At 69.5% G+C, this 24,757-nt stretch carries 26 protein-coding genes; 12 read left to right on the top strand and 14 right to left on the bottom strand.

All coding sequences use genetic code 11. The annotated features are described in order from the left end of the window. The first annotated feature begins 32 nt into the window (after positions 1-32). Positions 33-833, top strand: coding sequence for a class I SAM-dependent methyltransferase (locus AC4FS2_RS09350; RefSeq protein ID WP_491151867.1), 801 nt, complete (start codon positions 33-35; stop codon positions 831-833). A gap of 36 nt (positions 834-869) precedes the next feature. Next, a complete protein-coding gene (locus AC4FS2_RS09345; protein WP_491151869.1) occupies positions 870-1,346 on the top strand; it encodes a YbaK/EbsC family protein in 477 nt (158 codons plus the stop codon). A 26-nt stretch (positions 1,347-1,372) separates the two neighbouring features. Here the strand turns inward: AC4FS2_RS09345 and AC4FS2_RS09340 are convergent, their stop codons facing one another. The 5 genes from AC4FS2_RS09340 to AC4FS2_RS09320 form a co-directional block, all read right to left on the bottom strand. Beyond that, on the bottom strand, positions 1,373-2,488 hold the full coding sequence (locus tag AC4FS2_RS09340) for a baeRF11 domain-containing protein (protein ID WP_491151870.1): 1,116 nt from the start codon (positions 2,486-2,488) through the stop codon (positions 1,373-1,375). A gap of 71 nt (positions 2,489-2,559) precedes the next feature. Further along, positions 2,560-4,494, bottom strand: coding sequence for a glycogen debranching N-terminal domain-containing protein (locus tag AC4FS2_RS09335; RefSeq protein ID WP_491151872.1), 1,935 nt, complete (start codon positions 4,492-4,494; stop codon positions 2,560-2,562). Next, on the bottom strand, positions 4,491-5,420 hold the full coding sequence (locus tag AC4FS2_RS09330; protein WP_491151873.1) for a carbohydrate ABC transporter permease: 930 nt from the start codon (positions 5,418-5,420) through the stop codon (positions 4,491-4,493). Before AC4FS2_RS09330 ends, AC4FS2_RS09335 begins: the two co-directional genes overlap by 4 nt. Next, positions 5,417-6,529, bottom strand: coding sequence for a carbohydrate ABC transporter permease (locus tag AC4FS2_RS09325; protein WP_491151874.1), 1,113 nt, complete (start codon positions 6,527-6,529; stop codon positions 5,417-5,419). Before AC4FS2_RS09325 ends, AC4FS2_RS09330 begins: the two co-directional genes overlap by 4 nt. Continuing rightward, complete coding sequence (locus AC4FS2_RS09320; protein WP_491151875.1) at positions 6,529-7,767, bottom strand: sugar ABC transporter substrate-binding protein; 1,239 nt, start codon at positions 7,765-7,767, stop codon at positions 6,529-6,531. The genes AC4FS2_RS09325 and AC4FS2_RS09320 overlap by 1 nt, the downstream gene beginning before the upstream one ends. Positions 7,768-7,920: 153 nt before the next feature. Between AC4FS2_RS09320 and AC4FS2_RS09315 the strand changes: the two genes are divergently transcribed. Continuing rightward, a complete protein-coding gene (locus tag AC4FS2_RS09315; protein ID WP_491151877.1) occupies positions 7,921-8,919 on the top strand; it encodes a LacI family DNA-binding transcriptional regulator in 999 nt (332 codons plus the stop codon). Positions 8,920-8,992: 73 nt separating this feature from the next. On the opposite strand, the gene AC4FS2_RS09310 is transcribed toward AC4FS2_RS09315, so the two are convergent. From AC4FS2_RS09310 to AC4FS2_RS09290, 5 genes are all read right to left on the bottom strand, one after another. Continuing rightward, complete coding sequence (locus tag AC4FS2_RS09310; RefSeq protein WP_491151879.1) at positions 8,993-9,457, bottom strand: SixA phosphatase family protein; 465 nt, start codon at positions 9,455-9,457, stop codon at positions 8,993-8,995. Then, positions 9,454-9,804, bottom strand: a complete 351-nt coding sequence (locus AC4FS2_RS09305; RefSeq protein WP_491151880.1) for a gamma-glutamylcyclotransferase family protein — start codon at positions 9,802-9,804, stop codon at positions 9,454-9,456. The genes AC4FS2_RS09310 and AC4FS2_RS09305 overlap by 4 nt, the downstream gene beginning before the upstream one ends. A gap of 16 nt (positions 9,805-9,820) precedes the next feature. Then, on the bottom strand, positions 9,821-11,092 hold the full coding sequence (locus AC4FS2_RS09300) for a DUF445 domain-containing protein (RefSeq protein ID WP_491151882.1): 1,272 nt from the start codon (positions 11,090-11,092) through the stop codon (positions 9,821-9,823). A 34-nt stretch (positions 11,093-11,126) separates the two neighbouring features. Continuing rightward, a complete protein-coding gene (locus AC4FS2_RS09295; RefSeq protein WP_491151883.1) occupies positions 11,127-12,290 on the bottom strand; it encodes an acyl-CoA dehydrogenase family protein in 1,164 nt (387 codons plus the stop codon). 100 nt (positions 12,291-12,390) lie between these two features. After that, complete coding sequence (locus tag AC4FS2_RS09290) at positions 12,391-13,146, bottom strand: alpha/beta fold hydrolase (RefSeq protein WP_491151885.1); 756 nt, start codon at positions 13,144-13,146, stop codon at positions 12,391-12,393. Between the two features lie 60 nt (positions 13,147-13,206). Here AC4FS2_RS09290 and AC4FS2_RS09285 point away from each other — a divergent pair, with 60 nt between their 5' ends. Continuing rightward, positions 13,207-13,611, top strand: coding sequence for a pilus assembly protein CpaE (locus AC4FS2_RS09285; protein ID WP_491151887.1), 405 nt, complete (start codon positions 13,207-13,209; stop codon positions 13,609-13,611). Between the two features lie 9 nt (positions 13,612-13,620). Here AC4FS2_RS09285 and AC4FS2_RS09280 read toward each other — a convergent pair whose 3' ends face one another. Then, entirely contained in the window at positions 13,621-14,826 is a 1,206-nt protein-coding gene (locus tag AC4FS2_RS09280; protein ID WP_491155612.1) for an MFS transporter, read from the bottom strand. Between the two features lie 382 nt (positions 14,827-15,208). Between AC4FS2_RS09280 and nrdH the strand changes: the two genes are divergently transcribed. From nrdH to AC4FS2_RS09250, 6 genes are all read left to right on the top strand, one after another. Next, positions 15,209-15,442 (top strand): glutaredoxin-like protein NrdH, encoded by a 234-nt coding sequence (nrdH, locus tag AC4FS2_RS09275; protein WP_491151888.1) that lies wholly within the window; start codon positions 15,209-15,211, stop codon positions 15,440-15,442. 34 nt (positions 15,443-15,476) lie between these two features. After that, the gene (nrdI, locus tag AC4FS2_RS09270) at positions 15,477-15,944 is read left to right on the top strand and encodes a class Ib ribonucleoside-diphosphate reductase assembly flavoprotein NrdI (RefSeq protein ID WP_491151890.1); all 468 of its coding nucleotides are present in this window, start codon (positions 15,477-15,479) and stop codon (positions 15,942-15,944) included. Between the two features lie 50 nt (positions 15,945-15,994). Next, a complete protein-coding gene (gene nrdE / locus AC4FS2_RS09265; protein WP_491155613.1) occupies positions 15,995-18,094 on the top strand; it encodes a class 1b ribonucleoside-diphosphate reductase subunit alpha in 2,100 nt (699 codons plus the stop codon). 32 nt (positions 18,095-18,126) lie between these two features. Further along, complete coding sequence (gene nrdF, locus AC4FS2_RS09260; RefSeq protein WP_491151892.1) at positions 18,127-19,101, top strand: class 1b ribonucleoside-diphosphate reductase subunit beta; 975 nt, start codon at positions 18,127-18,129, stop codon at positions 19,099-19,101. 121 nt (positions 19,102-19,222) lie between these two features. After that, the gene (locus AC4FS2_RS09255; RefSeq protein WP_491151893.1) at positions 19,223-19,540 is read left to right on the top strand and encodes a hypothetical protein; all 318 of its coding nucleotides are present in this window, start codon (positions 19,223-19,225) and stop codon (positions 19,538-19,540) included. A gap of 74 nt (positions 19,541-19,614) precedes the next feature. Then, entirely contained in the window at positions 19,615-20,031 is a 417-nt protein-coding gene (locus tag AC4FS2_RS09250) for a hypothetical protein (RefSeq protein ID WP_491151895.1), read from the top strand. Positions 20,032-20,067: 36 nt separating this feature from the next. Here the strand turns inward: AC4FS2_RS09250 and AC4FS2_RS09245 are convergent, their stop codons facing one another. Continuing rightward, the gene (locus AC4FS2_RS09245; protein WP_491151897.1) at positions 20,068-21,198 is read right to left on the bottom strand and encodes a class I SAM-dependent methyltransferase; all 1,131 of its coding nucleotides are present in this window, start codon (positions 21,196-21,198) and stop codon (positions 20,068-20,070) included. Between the two features lie 117 nt (positions 21,199-21,315). Here AC4FS2_RS09245 and AC4FS2_RS09240 point away from each other — a divergent pair, with 117 nt between their 5' ends. Then, entirely contained in the window at positions 21,316-21,780 is a 465-nt protein-coding gene (locus tag AC4FS2_RS09240) for a DUF3817 domain-containing protein (RefSeq protein ID WP_491151899.1), read from the top strand. A 133-nt stretch (positions 21,781-21,913) separates the two neighbouring features. Here the strand turns inward: AC4FS2_RS09240 and AC4FS2_RS09235 are convergent, their stop codons facing one another. After that, the gene (locus AC4FS2_RS09235; RefSeq protein ID WP_491151900.1) at positions 21,914-22,069 is read right to left on the bottom strand and encodes a hypothetical protein; all 156 of its coding nucleotides are present in this window, start codon (positions 22,067-22,069) and stop codon (positions 21,914-21,916) included. 106 nt (positions 22,070-22,175) lie between these two features. Between AC4FS2_RS09235 and nhaA the strand changes: the two genes are divergently transcribed. Beyond that, positions 22,176-24,026, top strand: coding sequence for a Na+/H+ antiporter NhaA (nhaA, locus tag AC4FS2_RS09230; protein ID WP_491151901.1), 1,851 nt, complete (start codon positions 22,176-22,178; stop codon positions 24,024-24,026). Here nhaA and AC4FS2_RS09225 read toward each other — a convergent pair. Beyond that, positions 23,980-24,747: an EI24 domain-containing protein gene (locus AC4FS2_RS09225; protein WP_491151903.1), complete on the bottom strand. Its 768-nt coding sequence runs from the start codon at positions 24,745-24,747 to the stop codon at positions 23,980-23,982. The two genes, nhaA and AC4FS2_RS09225, sit on opposite strands and share 47 nt — an antisense overlap. Positions 24,748-24,757: the final 10 nt, after the last annotated feature.

Below are 24,757 nucleotides of genomic sequence, written 5' to 3'. Positions count from 1 at the left end.
GGGAGGGGGGCGACGGCGGCTACGCTTCCGTCATGGCTGACGAATACCTGCACGGCCACCACTCCAGCGTCGTGAGCTCGCACGCCCGGCGTACGGCGGAGAACTCCGTCGCCTACCTTCTTCCCTCCCTCCGCGCCGGCATGTCGCTCCTGGATGTCGGGTGCGGACCGGGAACGATCACGGTGGATCTGGCCGAGAAGGTGGCTCCCGGGCGTGTGGTCGGCGTGGATTCCTCCGCGCTCGCGTTGCAGCTGGCGCGCACGGTCGCGCAGCAGCGTGGGGTCGGTGTGTCCTTCACGACCGGTGACGCCTACGCCCTGGCGGCCGGTCGCGGCGAATTCGATGTGGTCCACGCCCATCAGCTGCTGCACCACCTCGCGCGTCCGGTCGACGCCATCCGTGAGTTCGCGCGGGTGGGGGCGGGCGGGATCGTGGCGCTTCGCGAAGTGGACTACGGCGCGATCACGTGGTTCCCCGAGTCGCCGGTGCTGGCGGAGTGGTTGGACCTCTACCTCCGGCTCGGACGCGCGCTGGGCGGCGAGCCCTCCGCGGGGCGGCGACTCCTGTCGTGGGCGCGCGAGGCGGACCTGCGCGACATCGTTCCCAGCGCATCCCTCTGGCTCTACGCCACGCCCGAAGACCGCTCGTGGTTCGCGGACTCGTGGGCTCAGCGCGCGACGGAGTCGGACTTCGCCGAGCATGCCCTCGATCGCGGGCTCGCCGACCGCGACGCCCTGCAGCGGATCGCCGACGGCTGGCGTGAGTGGGCAGCGGCGCCGGACGGATGGCTCGTCATGCCGCACGGCGAGATCCTCGCGCGCGCGGCGGCCTGAAGGGTACGGCTGCGACGCGCGCCTAGGGTGGGACGCATGAGTGTGGACCTCCCCGCCCGCAGCCGTCTGGTCGCCGAGCGTCTGGCGGAGGAGGGGATCGCCGGGAAGATCGTCGTGCTGCCCGATGCGGCATCCACCGCTGCCCTGGCGGCCGCTGCCCTCGGGGTGGACGTGGGGGCGATCGCCAACAGCCTGGTGTTCATGAGCGACGGCGAGCCGTTGCTCGTGATGACCAGCGGGGCGCACCGTGTCGACACGGCGGCGCTTGCCGCGCGTCTCGGGCGCGGGCCTATCCGCCGGGCGAGCCCGGAGCAGGTGCGCGAAGCGACCGGGCAGCCCATCGGCGGCGTCGCGCCCACCGGGCACCCCGCCCCGCTGACGACGGTGGTGGATGAGGCGCTCGCGGCGTATCCGGAGCTGTGGGCGGCCGGCGGCACGCCGCACACCGTGTTCCCGCTGACCTTCGATGAGCTCGTCCGCCTCACCGGCGGCGTCGTGGGAAAGGTGGACTGACCTCAGACGCGGACGGGCGCCGCCGCTCAGGACCTCGTCGTGGAAGGCACGGGGAAACGGAGCGTCGCGGCCACGGGCGAGCCGTCGGTGAGCTCTTCCCGCGGTACGGCGAGCACCGATCCGCCCGTGCGCAGGACGTCCGCCGCGAGGTCGAGAAGGAGGAACATCCCCTCGCCCGCGTGCACGCGACCGAATTCATCCACGGTGCCCGAGCGCTCGGCATCCTGATCGAGGCGGAGCTCATCGATCGCGGCTGCCGCGGCGGCCGCCGCCACTTGCGACACGCGGGAGGTCGCCAGCTCCTGCGCGCGAAGCGTGCCGAACCGCTCCTTCCACGCGGAGACCTGGTGTGCGTGGCGCATGCTCAGCACCTCGCGCGCGCGGTCTTCGATCTCGGAGTCGGTGAGCGACTCGGGGTGCGCGGTGATCTCCTCGTCGAGCAAGAGCGCGAAGGTGTTCTGCGCGCGATAGGCCGGCCGGAACTCGTCGGTCGCGGCCAGGATCAAGGGGACGCCACGGCGGATGACCGCAGCCACCGCCTGGTCCACGGCGCGGCAGAACCGCTCCCGCTCGGGTCGGTCGCCGTCGGACCCCCGGGCGGGGTCCCGGTCCATCCGCCCGTCGTTGGAGGCATGCTCCAGCATCAGCTGGTGGTCATCGGGCAGGGTCAGCGGGTGCTCGATGAGCCCGGGCGCCGCTGTCACTTCCGTGAGACGCGCGAGTCCGCGGGAGAGCTGCAGGACGAACGCCGACGAGCTGTCCGAGCACGCGCGCAGCAGCATCCGTACGTCGAAACGATCACCGACGACGACCTCGTCGGTGACCTCGAACGGCAGCTGATACCACTCGGCGGTGTCGGGAGTGGCGAGGACGAGCATCGCTTGAGACTGCGAACCCCAGACGTCGTCGTCCTGGAGAAGGCCGCGCAGCCGTTCGACGGTGGCGGCGCGCTCGCCGCGGGGGAGGTCGAGCTCATCGAGGCGTCGCGCGGCCTCGTCGATCGCGTCGCGCAGGGCGATGCGGGCGCGCTCGTGGTCGGCGGGGACGGGGGAGGAGCCGACCACCAGGCTGACGCTGCCCGGGTGACGCGCCTCGATCAGAGCCAGCAGTTGGGGGTTGTCGGGGAGATCACGAGGGAACATGCCCCGACCCTAGGGCTGCCGGCGCCATCCGGCTAGACCTTGCGGCGGCCCCGCGGACCCCGGGGTTCCGCTCACGGGCGGGCGAGCGCCTCGAGACATGTCACGGCGGCGGCTGCCGACCACGCCTGCGGGCGGCACGCGGCCGGGTAGGGCGTGGGAACGGAGATGGCGGATGCCGGGTCACCCGAGTGCAGCTCGGGCACGCGGTATCCGAAGCCCTCGGCCGCGGCCAGCAGCTCCTGCACCACGGCGCGGGCGGCATCGTCGAGGCCGGCGCGCAGCATCCCGTGCACCGCGATGGCGGTGTCGTGGACCCACACGCTGCCTCCGTGGTACGACAGCGGCCAGAACCCCGCGGCCTGTGTCGACATCGTGCGGATGCCGTACCCGCTCGACATCGTCGGCCCGCGGAGGAGACCGGCGATGTGCGCCTCATCCGCCGGCTCCAGGATGCCGGTTCCCAGGAGGTGCCCGATGTTGCTGGTGAGGGTGTCGACGGCGTTCTTGTCGCGATCCAACGCGACGGCCGGGTAGCGTCCCTCGGGCGTGTCCACCCAGAAGGCCGCTCCGAATTGCGCCTTGAGCGCGGCGGCCCACGCGCGGAGCCCTTCGGCATCGTCGGTGTCGTCGCCGAACGCCTCGAGGAGCGCCGCCCCGCCCAGCGCCGCTTCGTACGCGTACCCCTGCACTTCGCAGAGCGCGATGGGACCGGCCGCGAGCGTGCCGTCCCGCCACTGGATCGAGTCGCCGGAGTCCTTCCAGCCCTGATTGGCCAGCCCCGTGCCGAGGCGATCGATGTAGTCGAGGAACCCGTCACCGTCGCTGTCGCCGTACTCGAGGATCCACCGCAGGGCACGGCGGAGGGCGGGGATCAGCTCGCGGACCTCCGCCTCCGGCATCCCGGCTCGCCACGCATCCGCGAGGAGGCACACCCACAACGGCGTCGAGTCGACACTGCCGTAGTAGCGCGGGGGGAGGACGATCCCTTCGCCGGGGAGTTCGATCGCGGACGAGCGCAGCTCGTGGAGGATCTTCCCCGGCTCCTGGGCGGTCGCCGGGTCGTCGTCGGTGCCCTGCAGGCGTGCCAGGACGCGGAGAGTGGATGCGGCGATGCCGCGGTCCAGCGGAAGCCCCAGCCGCGCGGCCCACAGCGAATCGCGGCCGAACAGGGTGAAGAACCAGGGGGCTCCGGCGGCGAAGAAGTCGTCGTCCGGCGCATCCGGCAGCGCCAGCCGGAGGGCGTCGAGGTCGCCGAGGGCGACCTCGAGCCACCGCGCCAGCCGCGGATCGGCCGACGCCGCCGAGGACCCCGCCGCCGACGCCGACGCCGCCGCGTCCCACCGCACCGGGGTGCGGGCCGCCTGCACGACGAGGGACTCGTCGTGCAGCTCCAGCGACCACTCCACCGCCGCCGAGCCGCGCGCGGGGACATCCATCGGCCACGTGATCACGAGTGCATCGCCCTCGGCGTCCACCCGCGCGCCCGGCGCCGCGAGCTCGAACGAGGCGGCGCCGGCTGACGCCACGACCCCCGCCTCGGTCATCCGGAACGACCGAGGCCGCGGAGCATCCCGACCCGACTTGACCTCGTGCAGCAGCGCGAAGTCGGGGACGACCCGCAAGGTCAGTGTCGTCGACACGGATTCCGGAAGGTGCGAGCGGACCGTCAGCGTCTCGGACACGCGACCGCCGTCGACACGGCGGTCGCGCTCCAGCCGCACCTTGGGGTCGGGCTCCGCGTCATCCAGGCCGCGGATCAGGCCACCGAAGACGATCCGCGACGGGCCGTCGGGAGCGGCCGAGATCCACTCGATCGCCGATCCGCCGCACGACAGCTCCAGCGCGCGCACGTGCCGGACGTCGCCGTGGTAGATCCCGTCGATCGCGGCGGCGCCGGCGTCGCCGCCGGCGCGCGACCACACCTGGGTGGGTGCGCGCAGGGCGATCACGGCATCGGAAAGCAGGGGCTGCAACGGCTGCGGCAGCCCCTCGGTGTCGCGGGTCATTCCTTGACGGCTCCTTCGCTGGCGTTCATGATGCGGCGCTGGAAGATGAAGAACATCACGGCGACGGGGATCGTCATGATGGCAGCGGCCGCGAGTTTGATCGGGTACTGGCTGCCCTGGCTGAGCTGACCGCTGGCCAGGGACGCGACGCCCTTGGTCAGGGTGGTGAGCTCGGGGGACTGGGTCGAGACGACGAAGTGGCTCAGCTCGTTCCACGACCCCTGGAACGAGAGGATCACGATGGTGATGAGCGCGGGGCGGGCCATCGGCAGCACCACCGACCAGAAGATCCGGAAGGTGCCGGCGCCGTCGATCCGGGCCTGCTCCTCGACGGACGCCGGGATCGATTCGAAGAAGTTCTTCATGATGAACACGCCCGCCGCATCCACCAGCAGGGGCAGGATCATGCCCGCGTACGAGTCGTACATCCCGAGTTGGTTGATCACGAGGAACTTCGGGATGAGGAGCACCACGGTGGGCACGGCCATGACGGCCACCAGCGCCGCGAAGATGATGCCGCGACCGCGGAAGCGGAGCCGGGCCAGCGCGTAGCCGGCGAGGGAGTTGAAGAACACCCGGCCGATGGTGACGAAGATCGTGACGATCGCCGAATTGGCGAACCATGTCGGGAAGTCCGACCGCAGGAACAGCTGCTCGTACGCCGCCCACGTGAACGTCGAGGGCACGAGCGAGATGGGATCCACCGCGGCATCCGCGTCGGTCTTGAAGGACGTGGCCACCTGCACCAGGAACGGATAGATGTAGATGAGGGCGAGGGCGGCCAGCGCGACGTAGAGGACGATCTGCCACACGACGGTCTTCCGTGGCAGGTGGCGCCGTCGCCGCGGGGGCCGGTCGGTGGCGCCGCCGGTGAGCTCTTGCCCGATGAGGACGTCGGTCTGGAGGCTGGTGGCTGCTGCCGTCATCGTGCCGTTCCCTTCGATGTGGGACGCACTTCGTACTGCCGCGCCCGGCGACGCGAGACCGGGCGGTCGCGGAGAACCCAGCGCTGCAGGATCGTGAACGCCACGATGATGACGAACAGGACGAACGCGATCGCGGCGCCCTGGCCCCACTCCTGGGAGATGAAGGCGGAGTCGTAGCTGAGATACGCGGGAGTCAGGGTGGTCTTGCCCGGCCCGCCCTGGGTGCCGGTGTAGATCTGATCGAACACCTGCCAGCAGCCGATCAGGCCCAGCGTCAGCACGGTGAAAAGCGTCGGCTTGAGCTGGGGGAGGGTGACACGCCAGAACCGCTGCCAGGCGTTGGCGCCGTCCATCATCGCGGCCTCATCCACGTCGCCGGAGATGTTCTGCAGCGCCGCGATGAACAGCAGCATGAACGTGCCGGAGGTGGTGAACACGGCCATGAGGATGAAGGCGGACATCGCGACCGAGGGCCCGGCCATCCAGTCCCACCACGACACCCCGAGGAAGGCGTTCTGCGTCAGTGCCGCGGGACCGGACTGCACCCCGAAGACGCCGAGGAAGTTGTGGACGACGCCCCGGGGCTCGTTGAACCAGTTCGGGCCGTTGATGCCGATCCACGACAGCGCCTGGTTGATGGCTCCGGAGGTGGAGAACAGGAACAGCCAGAGCACGGTGATCGCGACGGTGCTGGTGACCGAGGGGAAGTAGAACGCCGTGCGGAAGAACCCGCGCCCGCGCAGCACTGCGCGGTTGACGAGGACGGCGAGGAACAGAGAGAGGGCGGTCTGGCAGGGAACGACGAGGAGGACGTACCACGCGTTGTTGCGCAGCGCGATGCCGAAGTCACGTTCGGCGAGGCCGCCGCCCGTGGTGATCTCCGCGTAGTTGTCCCCGCCGACGAAGCTCACGCCCGGGGCGAAGGGGCTTCCGCGCCCGCTCCAGTCCGAGAAGCTCACCCACAGTGCCATCAGCACCGGGATGAGGAGGAAGACGCCGAGGATGACCAGCACGGGGAGCGTGAAGATCCATCCCGCGGCGGTCTCGCCGCGCCGGAGCCCCCGAGAGGAGGACCCGGCGCGGCGAACCGCGGTGGATGACGCGGTCATTACTCGACGATGGCCTCGAGGTTGGCCTGCACGGTGTCGAGGATCGCCTGCGGGTCACCCGTGGCGAGGGACTCGATCTGTGCGTTGAAGTCGGAGATGACGTCGGCGGCACCGGCCAGGTTCGGCGGGAACTGCGCGTACTCGGCCCCGGCGAGGAACGCCGACAGGTCGGGGTTGGCGCTGGTCCACGCATCCGCTGCGGACTGGATCGACGGCATCGGGCCGAACGCCTCCGAGAAGGCCAGCTGCTGCTCGGTGCCCGTCAGGTACTCCACGAGTTCGAGCGCAGCCTCCTGGTTGGCGCTGTCGGCAGCCATGCCCCAGCAGTTGGTGAACTGCAGCGTGCCCTGACCGGCGGGACCGGCGGGGAGCTCCGCGACCGCGTAGTTCACGTCCGGGTAGTCGTTGGTCAACGCTCCCGTGATCCAGTTGCCCTCGATCACCATTGCCGCGGCCCCCGTTCCGAAGGCCTCGCCGCCCCATCCGGCGCCGATGTCGCTGGCGAAGGCGAAGGAGCCGTCGGCGAGGTGGCTCTGCACGTAGGTCAACGCCTCGACGTTCTCCGGGCTGTTGGCGGTGGCTGCGCCGTCGGTGAGGAGACCGCCGCCGGCCTGCGCCATGAAGGCGCCGATCCGCTGGTACTCCGCGCCGAAGGCGAGACCCACCTGCCCGTCGGTGGTGAGGCGCTGCGCGACCGCGGCGAGGCTGTCCCAGTCGGTCGGGATGTCGGCGTCGGTCAGGCCGGCCTCAGCCCACAGGTCGGTGTTGATGACCAGCGCGAGGGTGGAGAAGTCCTTCGGTGCGCAGTAGAACTCGCCGTCGAGGGTGAAGTTCTCCACGAGCGACGGGTAGAAGTCATCCTTGTTCGCCAGCTCGTCGCCGTACGCCTGGATCGAGCCGTTGCTGGCGTACCCGGCGAGCGCCTCGGGGGCGAGGTAGAACAGGTCGGGCGGCGATCCTGCCGCGAAGCCCTGCGACAGCTGCTGGGGGAGGTCGTTGGCGACCTGGACCTCGGCTTCGATGCCGGCGTCCGCCGACCAGGCGGCGACCGCCTCTTCCACGGCGGTCGTCTCGGCCTCGCCGGATGAGCCGATGAGGATGCTGAGCGATCCGTCGGCGGATTCGTCCGATCCGCTGCCGGAGTCGTTGAAACCGGAGCCGCACGCCGCGAGCGTGAGCGAACCGGTCACGAGGAGCGCGCCTGCGCCGAGCATTGCCCGCGTGGTGTGCCGTGTCATGTGTCTCTCTCCTTCGATGAGGCATGTGGCGCGCTAATTTGAACGATCAAACTGCGCGTCTCCTCACCGTATGTAGTGCGGGCGGGAGCTGTCAAGGCGCCCGAGCGTGACGCCTAAGATGGCGCACGGGAAGCCGATCGGGCGGGAGATGCAATGGCCAAGGCGCCTACGGTGGACGATGTCGCGCGGGTCGCCGGCGTCTCCCGGCAGACCGTGTCGAACGTGCTGAACGCGCCGCACGTCGTGCGTGCTGCCACCCGGGAGCGGGTCGAGGCGGTGATCGCCGACCTCGGCTATCGCCCGCACGCCGCCGCGCGGCGTCTGCGGACCCGGCGGAGTTCGACCATCGGCATCCATCTCGACCCCTATGCTGGCGGCGTCTCCGGCGTCGTGCTCGACCGGTTCGTGCATGCGCTCACCGAACGCGCGAGCGACCGGGGTATGCGCGTGCTCGTGTACGCCGCCCGGACCCCCGAAGAGGAGATCGCCCGCCTGGCCGACCTGCTCGACGGCGGCGAAGTGGATGCGGTGGTCGTCACGGGGACGTTCCACGGTGATCCTCGCACCGGATGGCTGGCCGAGCGCGCGCTGCCGTTCGTCTCGTTCGGGCGTCCGTGGGGCGAGGACGATGTCGAGGCGCCCGCGCACCTGTGGGTGGACGTCGACGGGGCAGCCGGCACCGCCGCCGCGACGGGTCACCTGCTCGCGACGGCCGGGCGCCGGGTGGCCTTCCTCGGGTGGCCTGCCGGCTCGGGGACCGGTGACGACCGTGAGCGGGGATGGCGCTCGGCGGGTGGCGGCGGCCCCCGGTGGGTGGCGGAGGAAGGGGTCGCTGCGGGGCGGGCGGCCGTCGCCCGGGCGCTGGAGGCCGGGGCCGACGTGGATGGCATCGTGTGCGCGAGCGACTCCCTGGCGATCGGCGCGCATCTCGCCGCGGGGGCGGCCGATCGGGCGGACCTCCCGATCGTCGGGTTCGACAACACCCCCGCTGTGGAGGCGCTCGGGTTGTCGAGCGTCGAGCAGCTTCCGGAGGAGGTCGCCGCGGGCACCCTCGAGCTGTTGATGGGCGCGACCGGCAGCATCGTGGCGCCTCGGGCTGCAGCATCCGGGTCGGCGCACGTCCTGGTCACGCCGCGCCTCGTGGTGCGCTGAGCCCCGGCCTGTGGGCCGTTGGGCGTGGGGTGTGGAACGTGGGGCGTCGGCAGTGGCCGCGACGGGGTGGCGGCTACGGGGTCGTCAGCTGGACGTCGTCGGGGGCGACGGAACCCACGTCATCCCAGGTGCCCTGCTCCCAGGTGAAGACGGCGACGGCGCCGGTGGACATGCTCACGTCGTGTCCGGCGAGGCTGCTCACCAGGGCGCTCATCCCGGGGTCGTGTGCGACGACGATCACCTCGTCGACGCCGCTGTCGCGCGCGGCCTGCAGGATGGCGTCCGGCTCGGCGAGGTAGAGCTCGGGGATCGGGCGCAGCTCCGCGTCGAACGCCGCGGCGAAGTATTCCGCGGTGCTGCGGGCGCGCACCGCGGTCGACGTCAGGACGACTTCGGGCCGGACTCCGGTGCGGAGCACGCGGCGCGCGACCTCGGGGGCGTCGAGCTGACCGCGCGAGTTCAGCGGACGCTCGTGGTCGTCGAGGGAGGAGTCGGCCCAGTCGGACTTGGCATGCCGGGCGAGGGAGAGTTGGATCATGCGGTCACGTAGACCCATGCCGGGCGCCCGCTGGCGAGCGTCACCGAAGCGCGCCGATACAGCGACACCTCGTACTCGTCTGCCGCCTCGAGCTCATCCGCGGTCAACCAGACCACCATCCCCACCACCTTGTCGCGTGCGTCTCCGGTCTTCCGGAGTGCCGGGTGCGTCTCGGCGCCCGACACTTCGACGACTCTGACGTCTTCGATCTCGATGTAGTCGAGCGTGTACCCGGCCAGAACGTCCTCTTCACCCTCGAGCAGTCGCCCGAATGTGTCGCGCTGCACCCCGGGAAGCTGCAGCGTGCCATAGGTGAAGAGAGCTTGGTCGGCGGGTACCTCGGCCACGTTCTCAGGTTAGCGGTCAGCCCAGGGCGAGCGAGGCCACCGTGAAGATCGCCGCTCCGGCCAGTGCGCCGACGATCGTGCCGTTGAGGCGGATGTACTGCAGATCGCGGCCGACGAGAAGCTCGATCTTCTCGGTCGTCTCCGCCGGGTCCCAGCGCTCCACGGTGTCGGTGATGACCGAGGCGATGTCGTGGCGGTACCGCTCGACGACGAAGACCGCCGCATCCGTCACCCACCCGTCCACCCGCTGCTGCAGGGATGCGTCGGTCGTCAGCCGCTCGCCGATCTCCACGAGCGCCTGCACGGCACGCCGGCGCAGGCCGCTCTCGGGGTCCTCGAGCGCAGCGAGCAGTCCGGTCTTGGCGGTCTGCCACGCCTCCGCGGCGAGCGCGCGGACGCGGGGGCTGTCGAACAGTGTCGCCTTGGCGTCTTCGAGCTTGCCGATCGTCTCGGGGTCGTGCTGCAGGTTGTCGGCCAGGCGCCCGAGGTAGCGGTCGATGGCGGCGCGGGCGGGATGCTGGGGGTCATCGCGCACCGCGTCGACGAAGGCCAGCGCCTGCCGGTAGACGGTCTCGTCGACGATGCGCGAGGCGATGCCCGGCAGCCACGAGGGGAGGCGCCGGGAGACGAGGCCGGAGAACGCGTCCTGATTCCCCGCCAGCCACGACGCGAGGGTGTCGGCGGCCATATCCACCGCGCCGTTGTGCGCGCCCGAGTCGACGACCCGCTCCAGCCAGCCCCCGACCGAGGGTCCCCAGTCGGGGGCGATGAGGTGCTCTCGGGCGAGGTCTTCGATGACGTCGCGGACGTCGTCGTCGCTCAGCGCGTTGAGGACCGCCGTCGCGGCGGTGGCACCTTCGCGAGCGACGCGCTCCGCGTGCTCGGGTTGGGTGAGCCAGGCGCCCAGCCGTGTGGCCATCGGCGTGGATTCGAGCTTCCCGCGGACGACGGGCGCGGAGAGGAAGTTCGTCTCGACGAACTCCCCGAGACTGCGGCCGATCTCGTCCTTCCGGCGCGGGATGATCGCGGTGTGCGGGATCGGAATTCCGAGCGGGTGGCGGAAGAGCGCGGTGACGGCGAACCAGTCGGCGAGGGCGCCCACCATGCCACCTTCGGCCGCCGCCCGCACCCACTGCACCCACGGGTAGCGCTCCTGGAGCGGGAACGAGATCGCGAAGATGACCGCCATCAGGATGAGCGCACCGAGCGCGACGGCTTTCATCGTGCGCAGGGCACGGCGCCGTTCCTGGTCGGCGGGGCTCAGCAGGGCGGGAGGAGTCGGGGGCACCCGGTCATCCTCGCACGGGCGTATTGGGCGAACATCAGGGTTGCAGCGGCCCCAGCAACGCCGTAGCGGTGGCGGAGTGGGCCGACTCCGGGTCGGAGGGGTGGAACAGTCCCGCGAGCACGTCGCGATACAGCCGGGACAGCTCGCTGCGGGAGAAGTAGGACGAGCCGCCCGACACGAGGATCGCGTCATCCACGATGCGCTTCGCCGTGGTGACGGCGCGATGCTTGACCCCGGCCAGCAGCGCGAACCAGCGCGGCCCGTGGTCGGTGAGCGTGTCGACGTCGCGGGCGAGCGTCGCCAGCTGCGGGGGGAGCGCGTCGTAGGCGAGCCCCATGTCGGCCACACGCCAGCGGATGTCGGGGTCTTGCGCGTACGCCTTGCCGGTCTTCTTCGAGTGGCGCGTCGTCGCCGCATCCACTGCCAGGTCCAGTGCCCGGCGTGCCACCCCGGTGTAGACGGAGGCCAGGAGGATCTCGAACACGGCGAAGATCCCGAAGACGAGCGGGTCGGGTTGCGGGCCCGGATCCACGCGCCGCACGACCCGGTCGGCGGGGGCCACGGCGCCGTGCAGCTCGGTCGTGCGGCTCTGGGTGCCGCGCATCCCGAGCGTGTCCCAGTCGTCGCGCGTCACGATCGCGTCGGTACGGGGAAGGAAGGAGTAGACGATCTTCGGGCCGTCGGCCGAGGTCGTGTCGAGGCCGTGGACACCGAGGTGATCCCACACGGGGGCCAGCGACGTGAAGATCTTCGTGCCGGTGTAGCTGTACCCGCCGTCGCCGGTCGGTTGGGCCGCGGTGTCGCTGCCGAACAGCACGAGGTCGTTGCCGGCTTCGCTGATGCCGAACGCGAACACCTCGCCGGCGGCGGCTCCGGCCTGCACGAACGCGAGGTCGTCGATGCCGCGATCCTGCAGCACCTTCGCCACGCCCGTCCATACGAGGTGCATGTTCACCGCGAGTGCGGTCGCGGGGGCGGCCGTGGCCAGGCGCTGCTGGAGGAGCGAGGCTTCGGCGAGCCCCAGGCCGGCTCCGCCGCGGTCGGTGGGAACGAGGATGCTGAGGTACCCGGCGGCACGGAGTTCGTCGAGGTCGTCGGCGGGGAACGTGTTCTCCCGATCGTGGACCGCCGCGCGCTCGCGGATGCGCTCGAGGAGGTCGTCGGGAAGGTACTGCGCGGGATCGAACGCGGCGGTCATGCTCCCATTGTCGTCCGCATCCCGGTATCCCGGCCGGGTGCGTCGCTGCGGGCGGGTGCGGTGCTGCGGCCGGGCAGCCCCGGCCGCTCGGCCGGGGGGCTCAGACGAGGGCGGCGAACAACGCGGCGACGGTGTCTTCCGGCTTGTCGCGGTGCGGCGAATGCCCGGCGCCCCGCACGATCGACATCGACACCGCCGGGTTCTGCAGCACCTCCTCGGCGAGCGCGCCCGTGAAGATCGAGTACACCCCGGGGTCGGCACCGAGGATGTGCGTCGGAACCGAAAGTCGGGCGGCGGCGTCGCGCACATCCCATTCGGGGTTCTGCACGCTGGTCTGCTCGACGGCCCACGCGCTCGCCTGCTGGGCCGACAGAGCCTTCAGCTCGATGTCCTGGGGATGCCACGTCGGATGCGCCGCCCGAACGGCCGCGACGCTCGTGTCGGCGAACGCCTGCTCCTGGCTCGCGCGTACGATCTCACGGTCGCGCGCGGCGAGGTGGATCGCGGGGTCGACGAGGACGAGCCGTTCGGTCCACTCGGGATCGTCGGCGGCGGCGACGGTGGCCGCCGCCCCGCCGAGCGAGTGCGCGATGACGAGGTCCCACCCCGGGCCCTCCTCCGGGCGGACGCCGGCGAGGTCGGCCGCGTAGGCGTCGATCGTGTAGTCCAGCCCGCGCGGCGCGATGCCATGCCCGCGGAGGTCCACCGCATCCGCCCGCCACCCGGCCTCTGCCAGCGCGACCCCGTACCGCCACATCAGCGCGGCGTTGGAACCGAGGCCGTGGACGAGGAGGGCGCGGCGACCCGCGGCGGGCTCACCCCACGTGATGCGGGGCAGGATCACGGGGACAGGCATGCGTTCATGCTAATGACACCCGCCGACCCCGGGGCCCTGTGGCCCCCGCACAATAGAGGGATGATCTCGACGGAGGCGGCGCGGGCGTTGCGGGAGGCCGGACTCGTCTGGCACCCCCGATCGGGCGATCGCTTCCAGCTCGACGAGCCGGAGTTCGACGCCGACGTCTTCACTGTCAGCGAGATGACGATCGAGGCGCGGGCCTATCCCACCGGCGTGATCCTCGCCTTCAACGGGACGACCGAGTGGGCGCTGGATTCGGTCGCCCTCGAGGAGGCGCTGTGGCTGCCCTCCGAAGAGCAGCTCCGCGAGATGCTCCGCACCACCTTCCGGGGGCTCCGCCGGCTCACCGACACCTACGAGGTCGAGATCGTCGTCGCCGGCGAAAGCCGCACCTTCCAGCATCCCGAGCCCGCCGACGCGTACGCGCTCGCCGTCATGGCTCTGCTGGCCCGCATCGCGTGAGCGAGGTGCTCAGGTGATCGTGGGCACCGGCTCGGTGTCGGGGATGGGGCTCGCGTCGCGGTGCCGCAGGTCGGGGAAGCCGCGCACGCAGGCGACGGCCACGACGACGCCGACGAAGGCGAAGGCCGCTCCCGCGACGTAGGCGCCCTGGGGTCCCACGCCGTCGATGAGGAAGCCGGCCGCGGCTGAGCCGGCTGCCGCGCCGATGAGCTGCCCGGTGCCGATCCACCCGTAGGCCTCGGCCGTCTCGCTGAAGCGCACGCTGGCGGACGTGATCGCGAAGATCACCGCCAGGGCCGGGGCGACCCCGATGCCGGCGAGGAACAGCGTGCCGCCCAGCCACCACACATCCAGGGCGAAGATCGCCAGCACGAGGCCGACCGCCACGATCGCGAGACGGCGGGCCATCGCCCACCGTCCGAGGGGGATGGCCCCGAAGGACAGACCGCCCGCGAGGCTCCCGATGGAGAACACCGCCAGGACCAGGCCGGCGGCGGCGCCGCTGTGGCCGAAGGTGGCGACGACGCCGGCTTCCACCGCGGAGCACGCGGCGATGAGAAGGAACCCGCTGATAGTCGCCAGGAGCACCGGGGGCTTGGCGAGCACCTTGCCCAAGCTCCGGCGGCTGCGTGGGATGCGGACGCGCCCCACCTCGGGGGAGAGGATGAACCACGCGCCGCCGACGACGAGGATCACCACGATCAGCCAGAGCGCCTCCACGGTGCCGACCTGGGTCGCCACGAAGGTGATGACGACCGGCGCGACGATCCAGATGATCTCCTGCAACGACGCATCCAGGGAGAACAGCGGCGTGAGCTGACGCGAGGTCACGATCTTGGGGTAGATGGTGCGCACGGCCGACTGGACCGGGGGCGTGGACAGACCCGCCAGCATCCCCAGCGCCATGTAGCCCGGCACGGGCAGACGCAGGAGCGCGAGAAGAGCGATGGATGCGGCGCAGACGACGAGCGTGAGGGTCAGCACCCGCCGCATCCCCCATCGGCCCATCCAACGGCTGGTGATGGGACCCGCGATGGCCTGGCCGATCGAGGTCGCGGCGAGCACGAGTCCCGCGGCGCCGTAGGACCCGGTCATGTGCTCGATGTGGAGGAGGACGGCGAGGCTCGTCATCCCGTTCGGGAAACGGGCGGCCAGCTGCGCGGCGATGATCCGCGCGACGCCGCGCGTCCGCAGGAGCTCCCGATAACCAGCCACGACATCCCACGGTAGCGACTCCGTCCCCTCGACGGGCCAGCGCGGGGGCATCCCGCCGACGGGGGCCGACACGCCGTGATCGCACTTTCCACAGAAGTCCGCGTGTCGGAGGCCACCCGTAGCCTCGGGCCTGTGGACAGATGTCGCCACGGCCCGTGAAAGCGGCGGGATTCAGGGCTTTTCCAGGCTTCCCGAAAGGGCCCTGCCTGTGGATGAAACGGTGGACAACATGTGTTGTACCTGGGGAGAGCGGTGCAAAATCACATGAATGTAACTACTAGCCCTTGTGGTGACTTCCAATGTCGGCACCCATATGTAGTATTGAGCTCCCGGGACAGGAGCGTTCCGGGAAGTCGGGATCTTGAGGGGAAAACAGGTAATCATGGCTATCACGGTGTACACCAAGCCTTCGTGCGTGCAGTGCACGGCGACCTACCGCGCGCTGGACTCGAAGGGCATCGAATACGAGGTCCACGACCTCTCTCAGGACCCCGCGGCCCTCGAGCAGGTCAAGTCGCTCGGCTACCTTCAGGCGCCCGTCGTCATCACGGACGAGGACCACTGGTCCGGGTTCCGTCCCGACAAGATCGACGAGCTCGCCGCCCGCCTTTCCTGACCCTCGCGACGGACCTCGAGAATCGGAGCGAGCCATGACTGCGCAGTTGGCGGATTCCGCCACCTCGCATCGAGGCCTCGCCGACGCACCGCTCCTGGTCTACTTCTCGAGCGTGTCGGGCAACACCGCGCGTTTCATCGAGAAGCTCGGAGCCCGCGCGGTGCGCATCCCTCTCCACGCGAGCGACGCTCCGCTCACGGTCGACGAACCGTTCGTGCTCGTGACCCCCACCTACGGTGGGGGCTCCGGGCGCGGCGTCGAGAAGGGCGCCGTCCCCAAGCAGGTCATCCGGTTTCTGAACGACGCCGGCAACCGCAGCCTCATCCGCGGAGTCATCTCGGCGGGCAACACGAATTTCGGCGAGCACTTCGGCCTCGCCGGCGAAATCATCAGCCGCAAGTGCTCCGTGCCGCACTTGTACAAGCTCGAGCTGTTCGGCACCCCCGACGACGTCGCGCGCGTCAACGAAGGATTGGAACGATGGTGGAATCCACAGCACTAGAAGCGGCATTGACCGCGAACGACTTCAAGACGGATCTGCGGTTCGACGGCATGGACTACCACGCCCTCAACGCGATGCTCAACCTGTACGACGAGAACGGCAAGATCCAGTTCGACGCCGACAAGCGCGCCGCACGGGAGTACTTCCTGCAGCACGTCAACCAGAACACGGTGTTCTTCCACTCCCTGAAGGAGCGTTTGGACTACCTCGTGGAGAAGGAGTACTACGAGCCGGCCGTGCTCGAGAAGTACTCGTTCGAGTTCATCCAGCAGCTCAACGACTTCGCGTACGGGAAGAAGTTCCGCTTCGAGACGTTCCTCGGTGCGTTCAAGTACTACACGAGCTACACGCTGAAGACCTTCGACGGCAAGCGGTACCTGGAGCGCTTCGAAGACCGCGTCGTGATGACCGGTCTCGCCCTCGCCGACGGTGACGAGAAGCTCGCCACCGAGATCGTCGACGAGATCCTCTCCGGCCGCTTCCAGCCGGCGACCCCGACCTTCCTCAATGCGGGCAAGGCACAGCGCGGCGAGCTCGTCAGCTGCTTCCTGCTCCGTATCGAAGACAACATGGAGTCGATCTCGCGCGGCATCAACTCCTCGCTGCAGCTGTCCAAGCGCGGCGGCGGTGTCGCCCTGCTGCTCTCGAACATCCGCGAGGCGGGTGCGCCGATCAAGCAGATCGAGAACCAGTCCAGCGGCATCATCCCCGTCATGAAGCTCCTCGAAGACAGCTTCAGCTACGCCAACCAGCTCGGCGCACGCCAGGGCGCCGGCGCGGTGTACCTGTCGGCCCACCACCCCGACATCCTGCGCTTCCTCGACACCAAGCGTGAGAACGCCGACGAGAAGATCCGCATCAAGACGCTGTCGCTGGGTGTCGTGGTGCCCGACATCACGTTCGAGCTCGCCAAGAACGACGAGGACATGTACCTGTTCTCGCCGTACGACGTGGAGCGCGTGTACGGCGTGCCCTTCGGTGACATCTCCGTCACGGAGAAGTACCGCGAGATGGTGGATGACCCGCGCATCAAGAAGACGAAGATCAACGCGCGTGAGTTCTTCCAGACCCTCGCCGAGATCCAGTTCGAGTCGGGCTACCCGTACATCATGTTCGAGGACACGGTGAACAAGGCCAACCCGATCAAGGGCCGGATCAACATGTCGAACCTCTGCAGCGAGATCCTGCAGGTGAACAGCCCGACCACGTTCAACGAAGACCTGTCCTACAACCAGATCGGCAAGGACATCTCGTGCAACCTCGGTTCGCTCAACATCGCCCTGGCGATGGACGGGGGCAACCTCGCGCGGACGGTGGAGACCAGCATCCGGGCCCTCACCGCGGTGAGCGAGCAGAGCCACATCCGCTCGGTGCGCTCGATCGAGGAGGGCAACGACCGCACGCACGCGATCGGCCTCGGCCAGATGAACCTGCACGGTTACCTCGCCCGCGAGCACGTGTTCTACGGCTCGGAGGAAGGGGTGGACTTCACGAACATCTACTTCTACTCGGTGCTGTTCCACGCGCTGCGCGCATCGAACAAGCTCGCCATCGAGCGCGGGCAGGCCTTCGACGGCTTCTGGGACTCGACCTACGCGTCGGGGGAGTTCTTCGACAAGTACATCGAGCAGGTGTGGGCGCCGAAGACCCCGAAGGTCTCCGAAATGTTCGCCGGACACCACATCCCCACGCAGGATGACTGGCGCGAACTCAAGGCCTCGATCCAGCAGTTCGGTATCTACAACCAGAACCTGCAGGCGGTGCCCCCGACCGGCTCGATCTCCTACATCAACAACTCCACGAGCTCGATCCACCCCATCGCGGCGAAGGTCGAGATCCGCAAGGAGGGCAAGCTCGGGCGCGTCTACTACCCGGCGGCGTTCATGACGAACGACAACCTCGAGTACTACCAGGACGCGTACGAGATCGGCTACGAGAAGGTCATCGACACCTACGCCGCCGCCACTCAGCACGTCGACCAGGGCCTGTCGCTCACGCTGTTCTTCAAGGACACCGCGACCACGCGTGACATCAACAAGGCGCAGATCTACGCATGGCGGAAGGGCATCAAGACCATCTACTACATCCGCCTGCGCCAGATGGCGCTCGAGGGTACCGACATGAGCGAGTGCGTCAGCTGCACGCTGTAACGCTCTGACCAGGGATTTCGAGAGAAGAGACGATGAGCGAGAAGCTCCAACTCCTGGATTCTGTCCAGGCCATCAACTGGAACCGCATCCAGGACGATAAGGACGTCGAGGTGTGGAACCGCCTCGTGAACAACTTCTGGCTGCCGGAGAAGATCCCCCTCTCCAACGACATCCAGTCGTGGAACACGCTCACGCCCGACGAGCAGCTGCTGACGATGCGCGTGTTCACCGGCCTGACCCTGCTGGACACCGTGCAGGCCACGGTCGGAGCGGTCTCGCTGATTCCCGATGCGATCACCCCGCACGAGGAGGCTGTCTACACGAACATCGCGTTCATGGAGTCGGTGCACGCGAAGAGCTACTCCTCGATCTTCTCGACCCTGTGCTCGACGAAGGAGATCGACGAGGCCTTCCGCTGGTCGGTGGAGAACCCGAATCTGCAGAAGAAGGCGCAGATCGTCATGGAGTACTACCGTGGCGACTCGCCCCTGAAGCGCAAGGTCGCCTCGACGCTGCTCGAGTCGTTCCTGTTCTACTCGGGCTTCTACCTGCCGATGCACTGGTCCAGCCGCGCCAAGCTCACCAACACCGCCGACCTCATCCGCCTCATCATCCGCGACGAGGCCGTGCACGGGTACTACATCGGCTACAAGTTCCAGAAGGGGCTCGAGCGGGTCTCCGAGGCCGAGCGGGCCGACCTCAAGGACTACACGTTCTCGCTGATGTACGAGCTCTACGACAACGAGGTGCAGTACACGCAGGACCTCTACGACGGCGTCGGGCTGACCGAAGACGTCAAGAAGTTCCTGCACTACAACGCCAACAAGGCGCTGATGAACCTCGGCTACGAGGCGATGTTCCCGGCGAGCGTGACGAACGTCAACCCGGCGATCCTGTCGGCCCTGTCGCCGAACGCCGACGAGAACCACGACTTCTTCAGTGGGTCGGGTTCGTCGTACGTCATCGGCAAGGCCGAGGCCACCGAGGACGACGACTGGGACTTCTAAAGTTCCGCATCCGCAGCGTCGGATGATCGCACGAAGGTCGGAGGATTCCACGTGAATCCTCCGACCTTCGTCGTTTTCTCCGACCCCGGCGACCGGGATCGGGGCGTGACAGACTGCCGGCATGGATGCTGACGCCACGGTTCTCCGCAGCTGGACCGGCTGGATCCGCACCGCCGATCGCGACGCGTACGGCCGCTACCTGACCGAGACGGGGATGCGGGAGTATCGGGCCACGCCCGGAAACCGGGGCGCGTGGGCCGTGATGCGCGACCTCGGCGACGGGCGCACCGAAGTGCGAACGCTGTCGCTGTGGCGCTCCCGGGACGACATCGTGGCCTTCGCCGGCGCCGACATCTCCGTGGCGGTGTTCTACCCCGAGGATGATGCGTTCCTCGTCGACCGTGAGCCCACGGTGGAACACTTCGACGTCGTCGCCTGAGCTGTTGCGGCGAGCGGCGGATGCTGCGGCATCCGCCCTGCGCGCATGTCCGGGGTCCGCGGGAGCATGACGTCATGACCCGATACGCCATCGATGCCGCTGTCGCCCTCCGGATCGTGACGGACGCGCTCCCCGTCGCCTCCGGGCATCAGCTCGTGGGGCCGGCGGTGCTCCGTTCCCACGCTCTGTCTTCCCTGTATCGCGACGTGCGCGCCGGCCGCCGGGGCGAAGCCGAGGGGCGCCGGCTCCTCGAACAGATCGCAGGGTTGAAGATCCGGCTGCTCGGCGATCGGGTCTCGCGAGCCACCGCGTGGCGGATCGCCGCGCAACACGACTGGGAAGACACGGCACTCGCGGAGTACCTCGCCGTGGCGTCCCTGCAGGCGGATGCCCTCATCACCGACGACCCTGCGCTGGCGGCTGCGGCCGAGGGAATCGTACGGGTGGCCGAGATCGGCGAGCTGCTCGATCCCGGCGGCGCCGGCGGGTGATCGCGCGGGAGCTGACGGTGGCCGCCCCCAGCCCCTTCAGTTCTTCCGCGAGGCCGTCACCGTGAACTTGGGGTTGCGCGCGATCTGGCGCGTCGGGCCGACCACGCGCTCGAGGGTGGGGCGGTACTGCAGTGCCGAGTTCCACACCGTCCACAATTCGCCGCCCGAGCGCAGCACCCGTGCGGCGTCGGCGAACAGGGAGGAGGCGAGACCCTCGTCGACTGCAGCGCCGCGGTGGAACGGCGGATTCAGCGCGATGAACGACGCGCTGGCGTCCGGGAGGCGGGAGAGCGCGTCATCGCGCACCACTGTCATCCGGTCGGCGATCCCGTTCGCCTCGGCCGTGGCACGCGCCGATCGGACCGCGGCCTCGGAATCGTCGGACGCGTAAACCTGCAGGTCCGGATCGCGCACCGCCAGCGTCGCGGCGACGATGCCGTTGCCGCAGCCCAGGTCGATGGCCGGTTCGCCGGCCGGGAGCGCCGGGGAGGGCAGGTGGTCGAGCAACAGCCGCGTTCCGATGTCGAGGGAGGCGCCCGCGAAGACCCCGCCGAAGGCGCAGATCGTGACGCCGTCGTGTTCGCCCCGGCTCGGCACGGGATCATGCCCGTTCTTGGGTCCGCGGGCGATGAGTACGCGAGACTTCTGCCGGGCGTGCGTGACGTCGAGCGTCGTGAAATTCTCGCGCAGGACGTCGTTCATGGCGAGGCTCATGTGCTTGATCCGCCCGCCGGCGAACACCACGACGTCGGGCGCTGCGTGCGCGGCGATGAGCCCCGCGATGTCGCGGAGTTCGTCCAGTGAGCGCGGCAGACGCAGCAGCACGAGGCGTGCGTCGCGGACGAGATCCGCGTCCAGCGGCAGCGACCGGACACGATCCGCGAGGCCGGTCAGGCGGGCGTTCCCGCCGAGCGCGCGCTCGCCCGACAGGGCATCCTGGTGCACCCGGACAGCGGAGGCCCCGGACGGGCCTTCGGCTGCGGCGGAGAGCGCGAGCGCGCCGTACACGTCTCCGATCACGACGATCTCATCGCGGCCGAGGGGTTCGCGGGCGGCGGCGGACGCGTCCAGCAACAGGCGATCGGCCGCATCGTGAGCGAGCTCAGCGTCGCCGGGTTCGCGTTCGGATTCGGGGTCACGGCGCAGGGCGTCAAGGGAGAATTCCACTTCCCCACGGTACCCGCGAGCGCTGGACGTTCGTCGGTCCCCTCGGGGGCGGACGTGCGTCGGCCCCCTCCGGGGACGCCCATAGGCTGGTGAGAACCCACCCGACAAGGAGAACCTGTGTTCCGCGCGCCCCTGACGCTGTTCCGCACGCTGGCGATCGCGGAGGCGATCTCGTGGACCCTGCTTCTCGCGGGTCTGATCATGCGGGCGGTTGCCGGCTGGAGCATCGCCGTCACGATCGGTGGCGGCATCCACGGCTTCGTGTTCCTCGCCTACGGCGCGACCGCCATCCTCGTCGCCCTCAACCAGCGCTGGAGTGCCTGGCCGACTGTGGTCGCGATCGCCAGCGCCGTCATCCCGTACGCGACCGTGCCCACCGAGGTGTGGCTGCATCGCACGGGCCGGCTGACGGGGGAGTGGCGGCGGGAGGAGACCGCCGATCCGCGTGACCGGCGCCCGCTGGACCGGATGCTGCGGTTCTTCCTGCGTCGACCGTGGGTGCTCGCGCTTGTGCTTCTCGCCGGCGTGGCGGCGCTGTACGTCGTGCTGCTCGTCATCGGCCCGCCCGGCGGACCCCGCTGACCTCGCCCCCGGAGCATCCCGGGCCCCGAGACTGCATCACCGCCACGAGACGACCGCCGTCGTCAGCGGTCTCGTGGCGGAGAAGCGGTCTCGCGGTCCTGGGCGCGGCTACACCGCGGGGCGCGGCGGCGCGTCAGACGCGACGGCTGAAGTGGATGGGCAGCGCGAGGGCCGCCGACACGCACAGGATGCCCAGAATGAAGAAGAGAGCCTGGAATGGCACCAACGCGAAGGAGATGCCCACGAGGAAGACTCCACCGAGGAACAGGATTAGCGCGATAACGTACATGGAACCTCCCGAACCCAGGGTACCGTGCCCAGCGGCCCCGAATGTTCCATCCCCGCGGAGGCCCCGCACCTCACGCATCCCATGGCGGACAAGACAGGATGAAGACGTGACCACCGCCCAGCGACCGCGCCCCAGTGATCAGGTTCACGGGCGACACCACAGGAAGCCCCTGCGCGGCGACCGCCTCGCGGCCGCAATCATGCTCGGCAGCGTGGTCGTCGCGATGGTGTGGGCGAACCTGCCGGGCAACACCTACCACGACCTGTGGGAGCTGCCGCTCACGATCGGCGCCGGAGACGCGTCGGTGACGTTCACGTTGCACGCGTTCGTGAACGAGGGGCTCATGACCCTGTTCTTCTTCCTCGTGGGGCTGGAGGTCAAGAACGAGTTCACTGTCGGTGAGCTGACGGATCGGTCGCGCGCGATGGTGCCCATCGCGGCCGCCGTCGCCGGCTTGATCATCCCGGCGGTCATCTTCATCCTCCTCAACCTCAACAGCGGCGAAATGGACGCGTGGGGTGTCGTGATCTCGACCGACACCGCCTTCCTCGTGGGGGCACTCGCCATCATCGGGCCCAGATTCTCGGCACGGCTCCGCACCTTCCTCCTCACCCTCGCGGTGGTGGACGACATCGGTGCGCTGCTGGCAATCGGACTGTTCTACAACAACGGCCTCGATGTCTGGCCCTTCGTGATCTCCATCGCTCTCATCGGGCTCCTGGCCCTGGTGCGCTTCCTCCCCGCCCCTGTCCGGGGTCTGGCCTATGTGGTGCTCGGCGCGGCGCTATGGGTCGAGATCTACATGGCCGGAATCCACCCGACGCTCGCGGGCGTGGCCGTGGCGCTGCTCATCCCCGTCTTCCCGCCCCGCCGCGGCGACGTGGAGCGCGCCGCCGAGCAGGCGCAGGCATTCCGCGAATCGCCGAACCCCCGATACGCGGCGGCGGTCTCGCGCAGCCTGCGCGACTCCATCTCGATCAACGACCGCGTCCAGGCCGCATGGCGGCCCTACATCAACTACGGTGTGCTGCCCATCTTCGCCCTGGCCAACGCCGGGGTGCACATCACCGGGCAGACGCTCCAGGATGCGGTGACCTCGCCGCTCGCGTGGGGAATCCTCGCGGGTCTCGTGGTGGGCAAGTTCGTCGGCATCTTCGGTGCGGCATGGCTCGTGTGCGTCCTGGGAAAGGGGCAGCTCGCTCCCGGCCTCAGCTTCCACCGGGTCGCGGGCGGCGCAGCACTGTCGGGGATCGGGTTCACCATCTCCCTCTTCCTCGTTCCGATCGCCATCAGCGACCCCGAGAGCCAGGACATCGCGCGCGTCGCCGTGCTCACCGCATCCGTTCTGGCGTTCTTCCTCGGCTGGGCGATCCTGGCTCTCGGGGACCGGATGGTTCCGCCGCAAGCGATCGGGTTGAAGCTGGCCCGACCGGTCGACCCCACGCGGGACCACGTGTTCGGCACCATGGACGCGCCGTACGAGATCGTCGAATACGGCGACTTCGAGTGCCCCTTCTGCAGCCGGGCGACGGGGTCGGTCGACGCGGTGCGCGAGCACTTCGGCGCCGACGTGCGCTGGGTCTGGCGTCACCTTCCCCTGGATCACGTGCATCCGCACGCGCAGGAGGCCGCTCAGGCGGCCGAAGCCGCCGGACGCCAGGGCGAGTTCGGACGGATGGCGAACAAGCTCTTCACCCACCAGGATCACCTCGAGCGCGACGATCTCTTCCGCTACGCAGAGATGCTGGGTCTCGACCCCGACACCTTCGCGCGCGACTTCGCCTCCGGGAGGGTGCAGCGCCACATCCAGGATGACCGCTTGGACGCGGAGATCATGGACCTCCACTCCACGCCGACGTTCTTCGTCAACGGCTATCGGCACACGGGGCCGTACGACTCCGCCACGCTCATCAGCGCGCTGCAGAGCCGGGTTCCGGCGGCCCCGAAGGAGCGCTGAGGCGAAGGAGGTCCTGCGCGAGCAGGGTGGAGCCGGCCACCGCAGCGGGCATCACGACGATGGCGCCGAAGGGGATGAGGAAGCAGAGCTGCGTCGCGACCCCGAACCCGAGAGCGCGCGGGCGGGAGGCGCGAAGGAGCGCTCGCCGCTGACGCCGGTCGAGTCCGCGCGCGGCGAGGGCGCGCGAGGACAGTTCGTCGGCGAGGAGCCAGCCGGTGAGGGTGACGCCGAGAATCGCTCCCGCGATACTCCCCACCACGGGGACGAAGCCGACGATCCACGCGAGAATCGCCACGCCCAGGCCCCGCAGGAGGAGCCGACCCGCGTCGCCCACCGCACGCCAGAAGCCGTAAGCGGCGTCGGGAATCGCACCGGTCGTCTCCCGCTCCACCGCACGCCAGATTCGGTCGTAGAACGGCTCGCCGAGGGCCAGAGTCGCCGCGGTGATGGTCACGGCCGCGAGGAAGAACGCTCCGCCGAGGGTGGCCAGCGACACCGCGATCCGCAGCGCTCCCGCCCAGAACTCCGGCCACCCGTCGGCGAACGGGGTGAGGGCGGAGGCGATGTCGGGAAGGGCGAAGGCGAGAGCGACGAGCCCGCCCACCACGAGAACGACCACGATGACCGCCGGCACGAGCCCGAGCGCCATGACGGCGGGGATGCGGCGCCACAGTGCGAACCCCCGCCCCAGTGTCCCGACCCCTCTGGCGAATTCACGCATACCGCCAGTC

This window comes from Microbacterium sp. Z10_103 (genome assembly GCF_058310455.1).
The sequence above is the reverse complement of the archived record's forward strand: the minus strand, read 5'-3'. Positions and strand labels throughout refer to the sequence as shown.

Bases quoted from the DNA above. Each gene is read 5' to 3' on its own strand.
- AC4FS2_RS09350 (WP_491151867.1), top strand. From the start codon at position 33: ATGGCTGACGAATACCTGCACGGCCACCACTCCAGCGTCGTGAGCTCG.
- AC4FS2_RS09345 (WP_491151869.1), top strand. From the start codon at position 870: ATGAGTGTGGACCTCCCCGCCCGCAGCCGTCTGGTCGCCGAGCGTCTG.
- AC4FS2_RS09340 (WP_491151870.1), bottom strand. From the start codon at position 2,488: ATGTTCCCTCGTGATCTCCCCGACAACCCCCAACTGCTGGCTCTGATC.
- AC4FS2_RS09335 (WP_491151872.1), bottom strand. From the start codon at position 4,494: ATGACCCGCGACACCGAGGGGCTGCCGCAGCCGTTGCAGCCCCTGCTT.
- AC4FS2_RS09330 (WP_491151873.1), bottom strand. From the start codon at position 5,420: ATGACGGCAGCAGCCACCAGCCTCCAGACCGACGTCCTCATCGGGCAA.
- AC4FS2_RS09325 (WP_491151874.1), bottom strand. From the start codon at position 6,529: ATGACCGCGTCATCCACCGCGGTTCGCCGCGCCGGGTCCTCCTCTCGG.
- AC4FS2_RS09320 (WP_491151875.1), bottom strand. From the start codon at position 7,767: ATGACACGGCACACCACGCGGGCAATGCTCGGCGCAGGCGCGCTCCTC.
- AC4FS2_RS09315 (WP_491151877.1), top strand. From the start codon at position 7,921: ATGGCCAAGGCGCCTACGGTGGACGATGTCGCGCGGGTCGCCGGCGTC.
- AC4FS2_RS09310 (WP_491151879.1), bottom strand. From the start codon at position 9,457: ATGATCCAACTCTCCCTCGCCCGGCATGCCAAGTCCGACTGGGCCGAC.
- AC4FS2_RS09295 (WP_491151883.1), bottom strand. From the start codon at position 12,290: ATGACCGCCGCGTTCGATCCCGCGCAGTACCTTCCCGACGACCTCCTC.
- AC4FS2_RS09290 (WP_491151885.1), bottom strand. From the start codon at position 13,146: ATGCCTGTCCCCGTGATCCTGCCCCGCATCACGTGGGGTGAGCCCGCC.
- AC4FS2_RS09285 (WP_491151887.1), top strand. From the start codon at position 13,207: ATGATCTCGACGGAGGCGGCGCGGGCGTTGCGGGAGGCCGGACTCGTC.
- nrdH (WP_491151888.1), top strand. From the start codon at position 15,209: ATGGCTATCACGGTGTACACCAAGCCTTCGTGCGTGCAGTGCACGGCG.
- nrdI (WP_491151890.1), top strand. From the start codon at position 15,477: ATGACTGCGCAGTTGGCGGATTCCGCCACCTCGCATCGAGGCCTCGCC.
- nrdE (WP_491155613.1), top strand. From the start codon at position 15,995: ATGGACTACCACGCCCTCAACGCGATGCTCAACCTGTACGACGAGAAC.
- nrdF (WP_491151892.1), top strand. From the start codon at position 18,127: ATGAGCGAGAAGCTCCAACTCCTGGATTCTGTCCAGGCCATCAACTGG.
- AC4FS2_RS09255 (WP_491151893.1), top strand. From the start codon at position 19,223: ATGGATGCTGACGCCACGGTTCTCCGCAGCTGGACCGGCTGGATCCGC.
- AC4FS2_RS09250 (WP_491151895.1), top strand. From the start codon at position 19,615: ATGACCCGATACGCCATCGATGCCGCTGTCGCCCTCCGGATCGTGACG.
- AC4FS2_RS09235 (WP_491151900.1), bottom strand. From the start codon at position 22,069: ATGTACGTTATCGCGCTAATCCTGTTCCTCGGTGGAGTCTTCCTCGTG.
- AC4FS2_RS09225 (WP_491151903.1), bottom strand. From the start codon at position 24,747: ATGCGTGAATTCGCCAGAGGGGTCGGGACACTGGGGCGGGGGTTCGCA.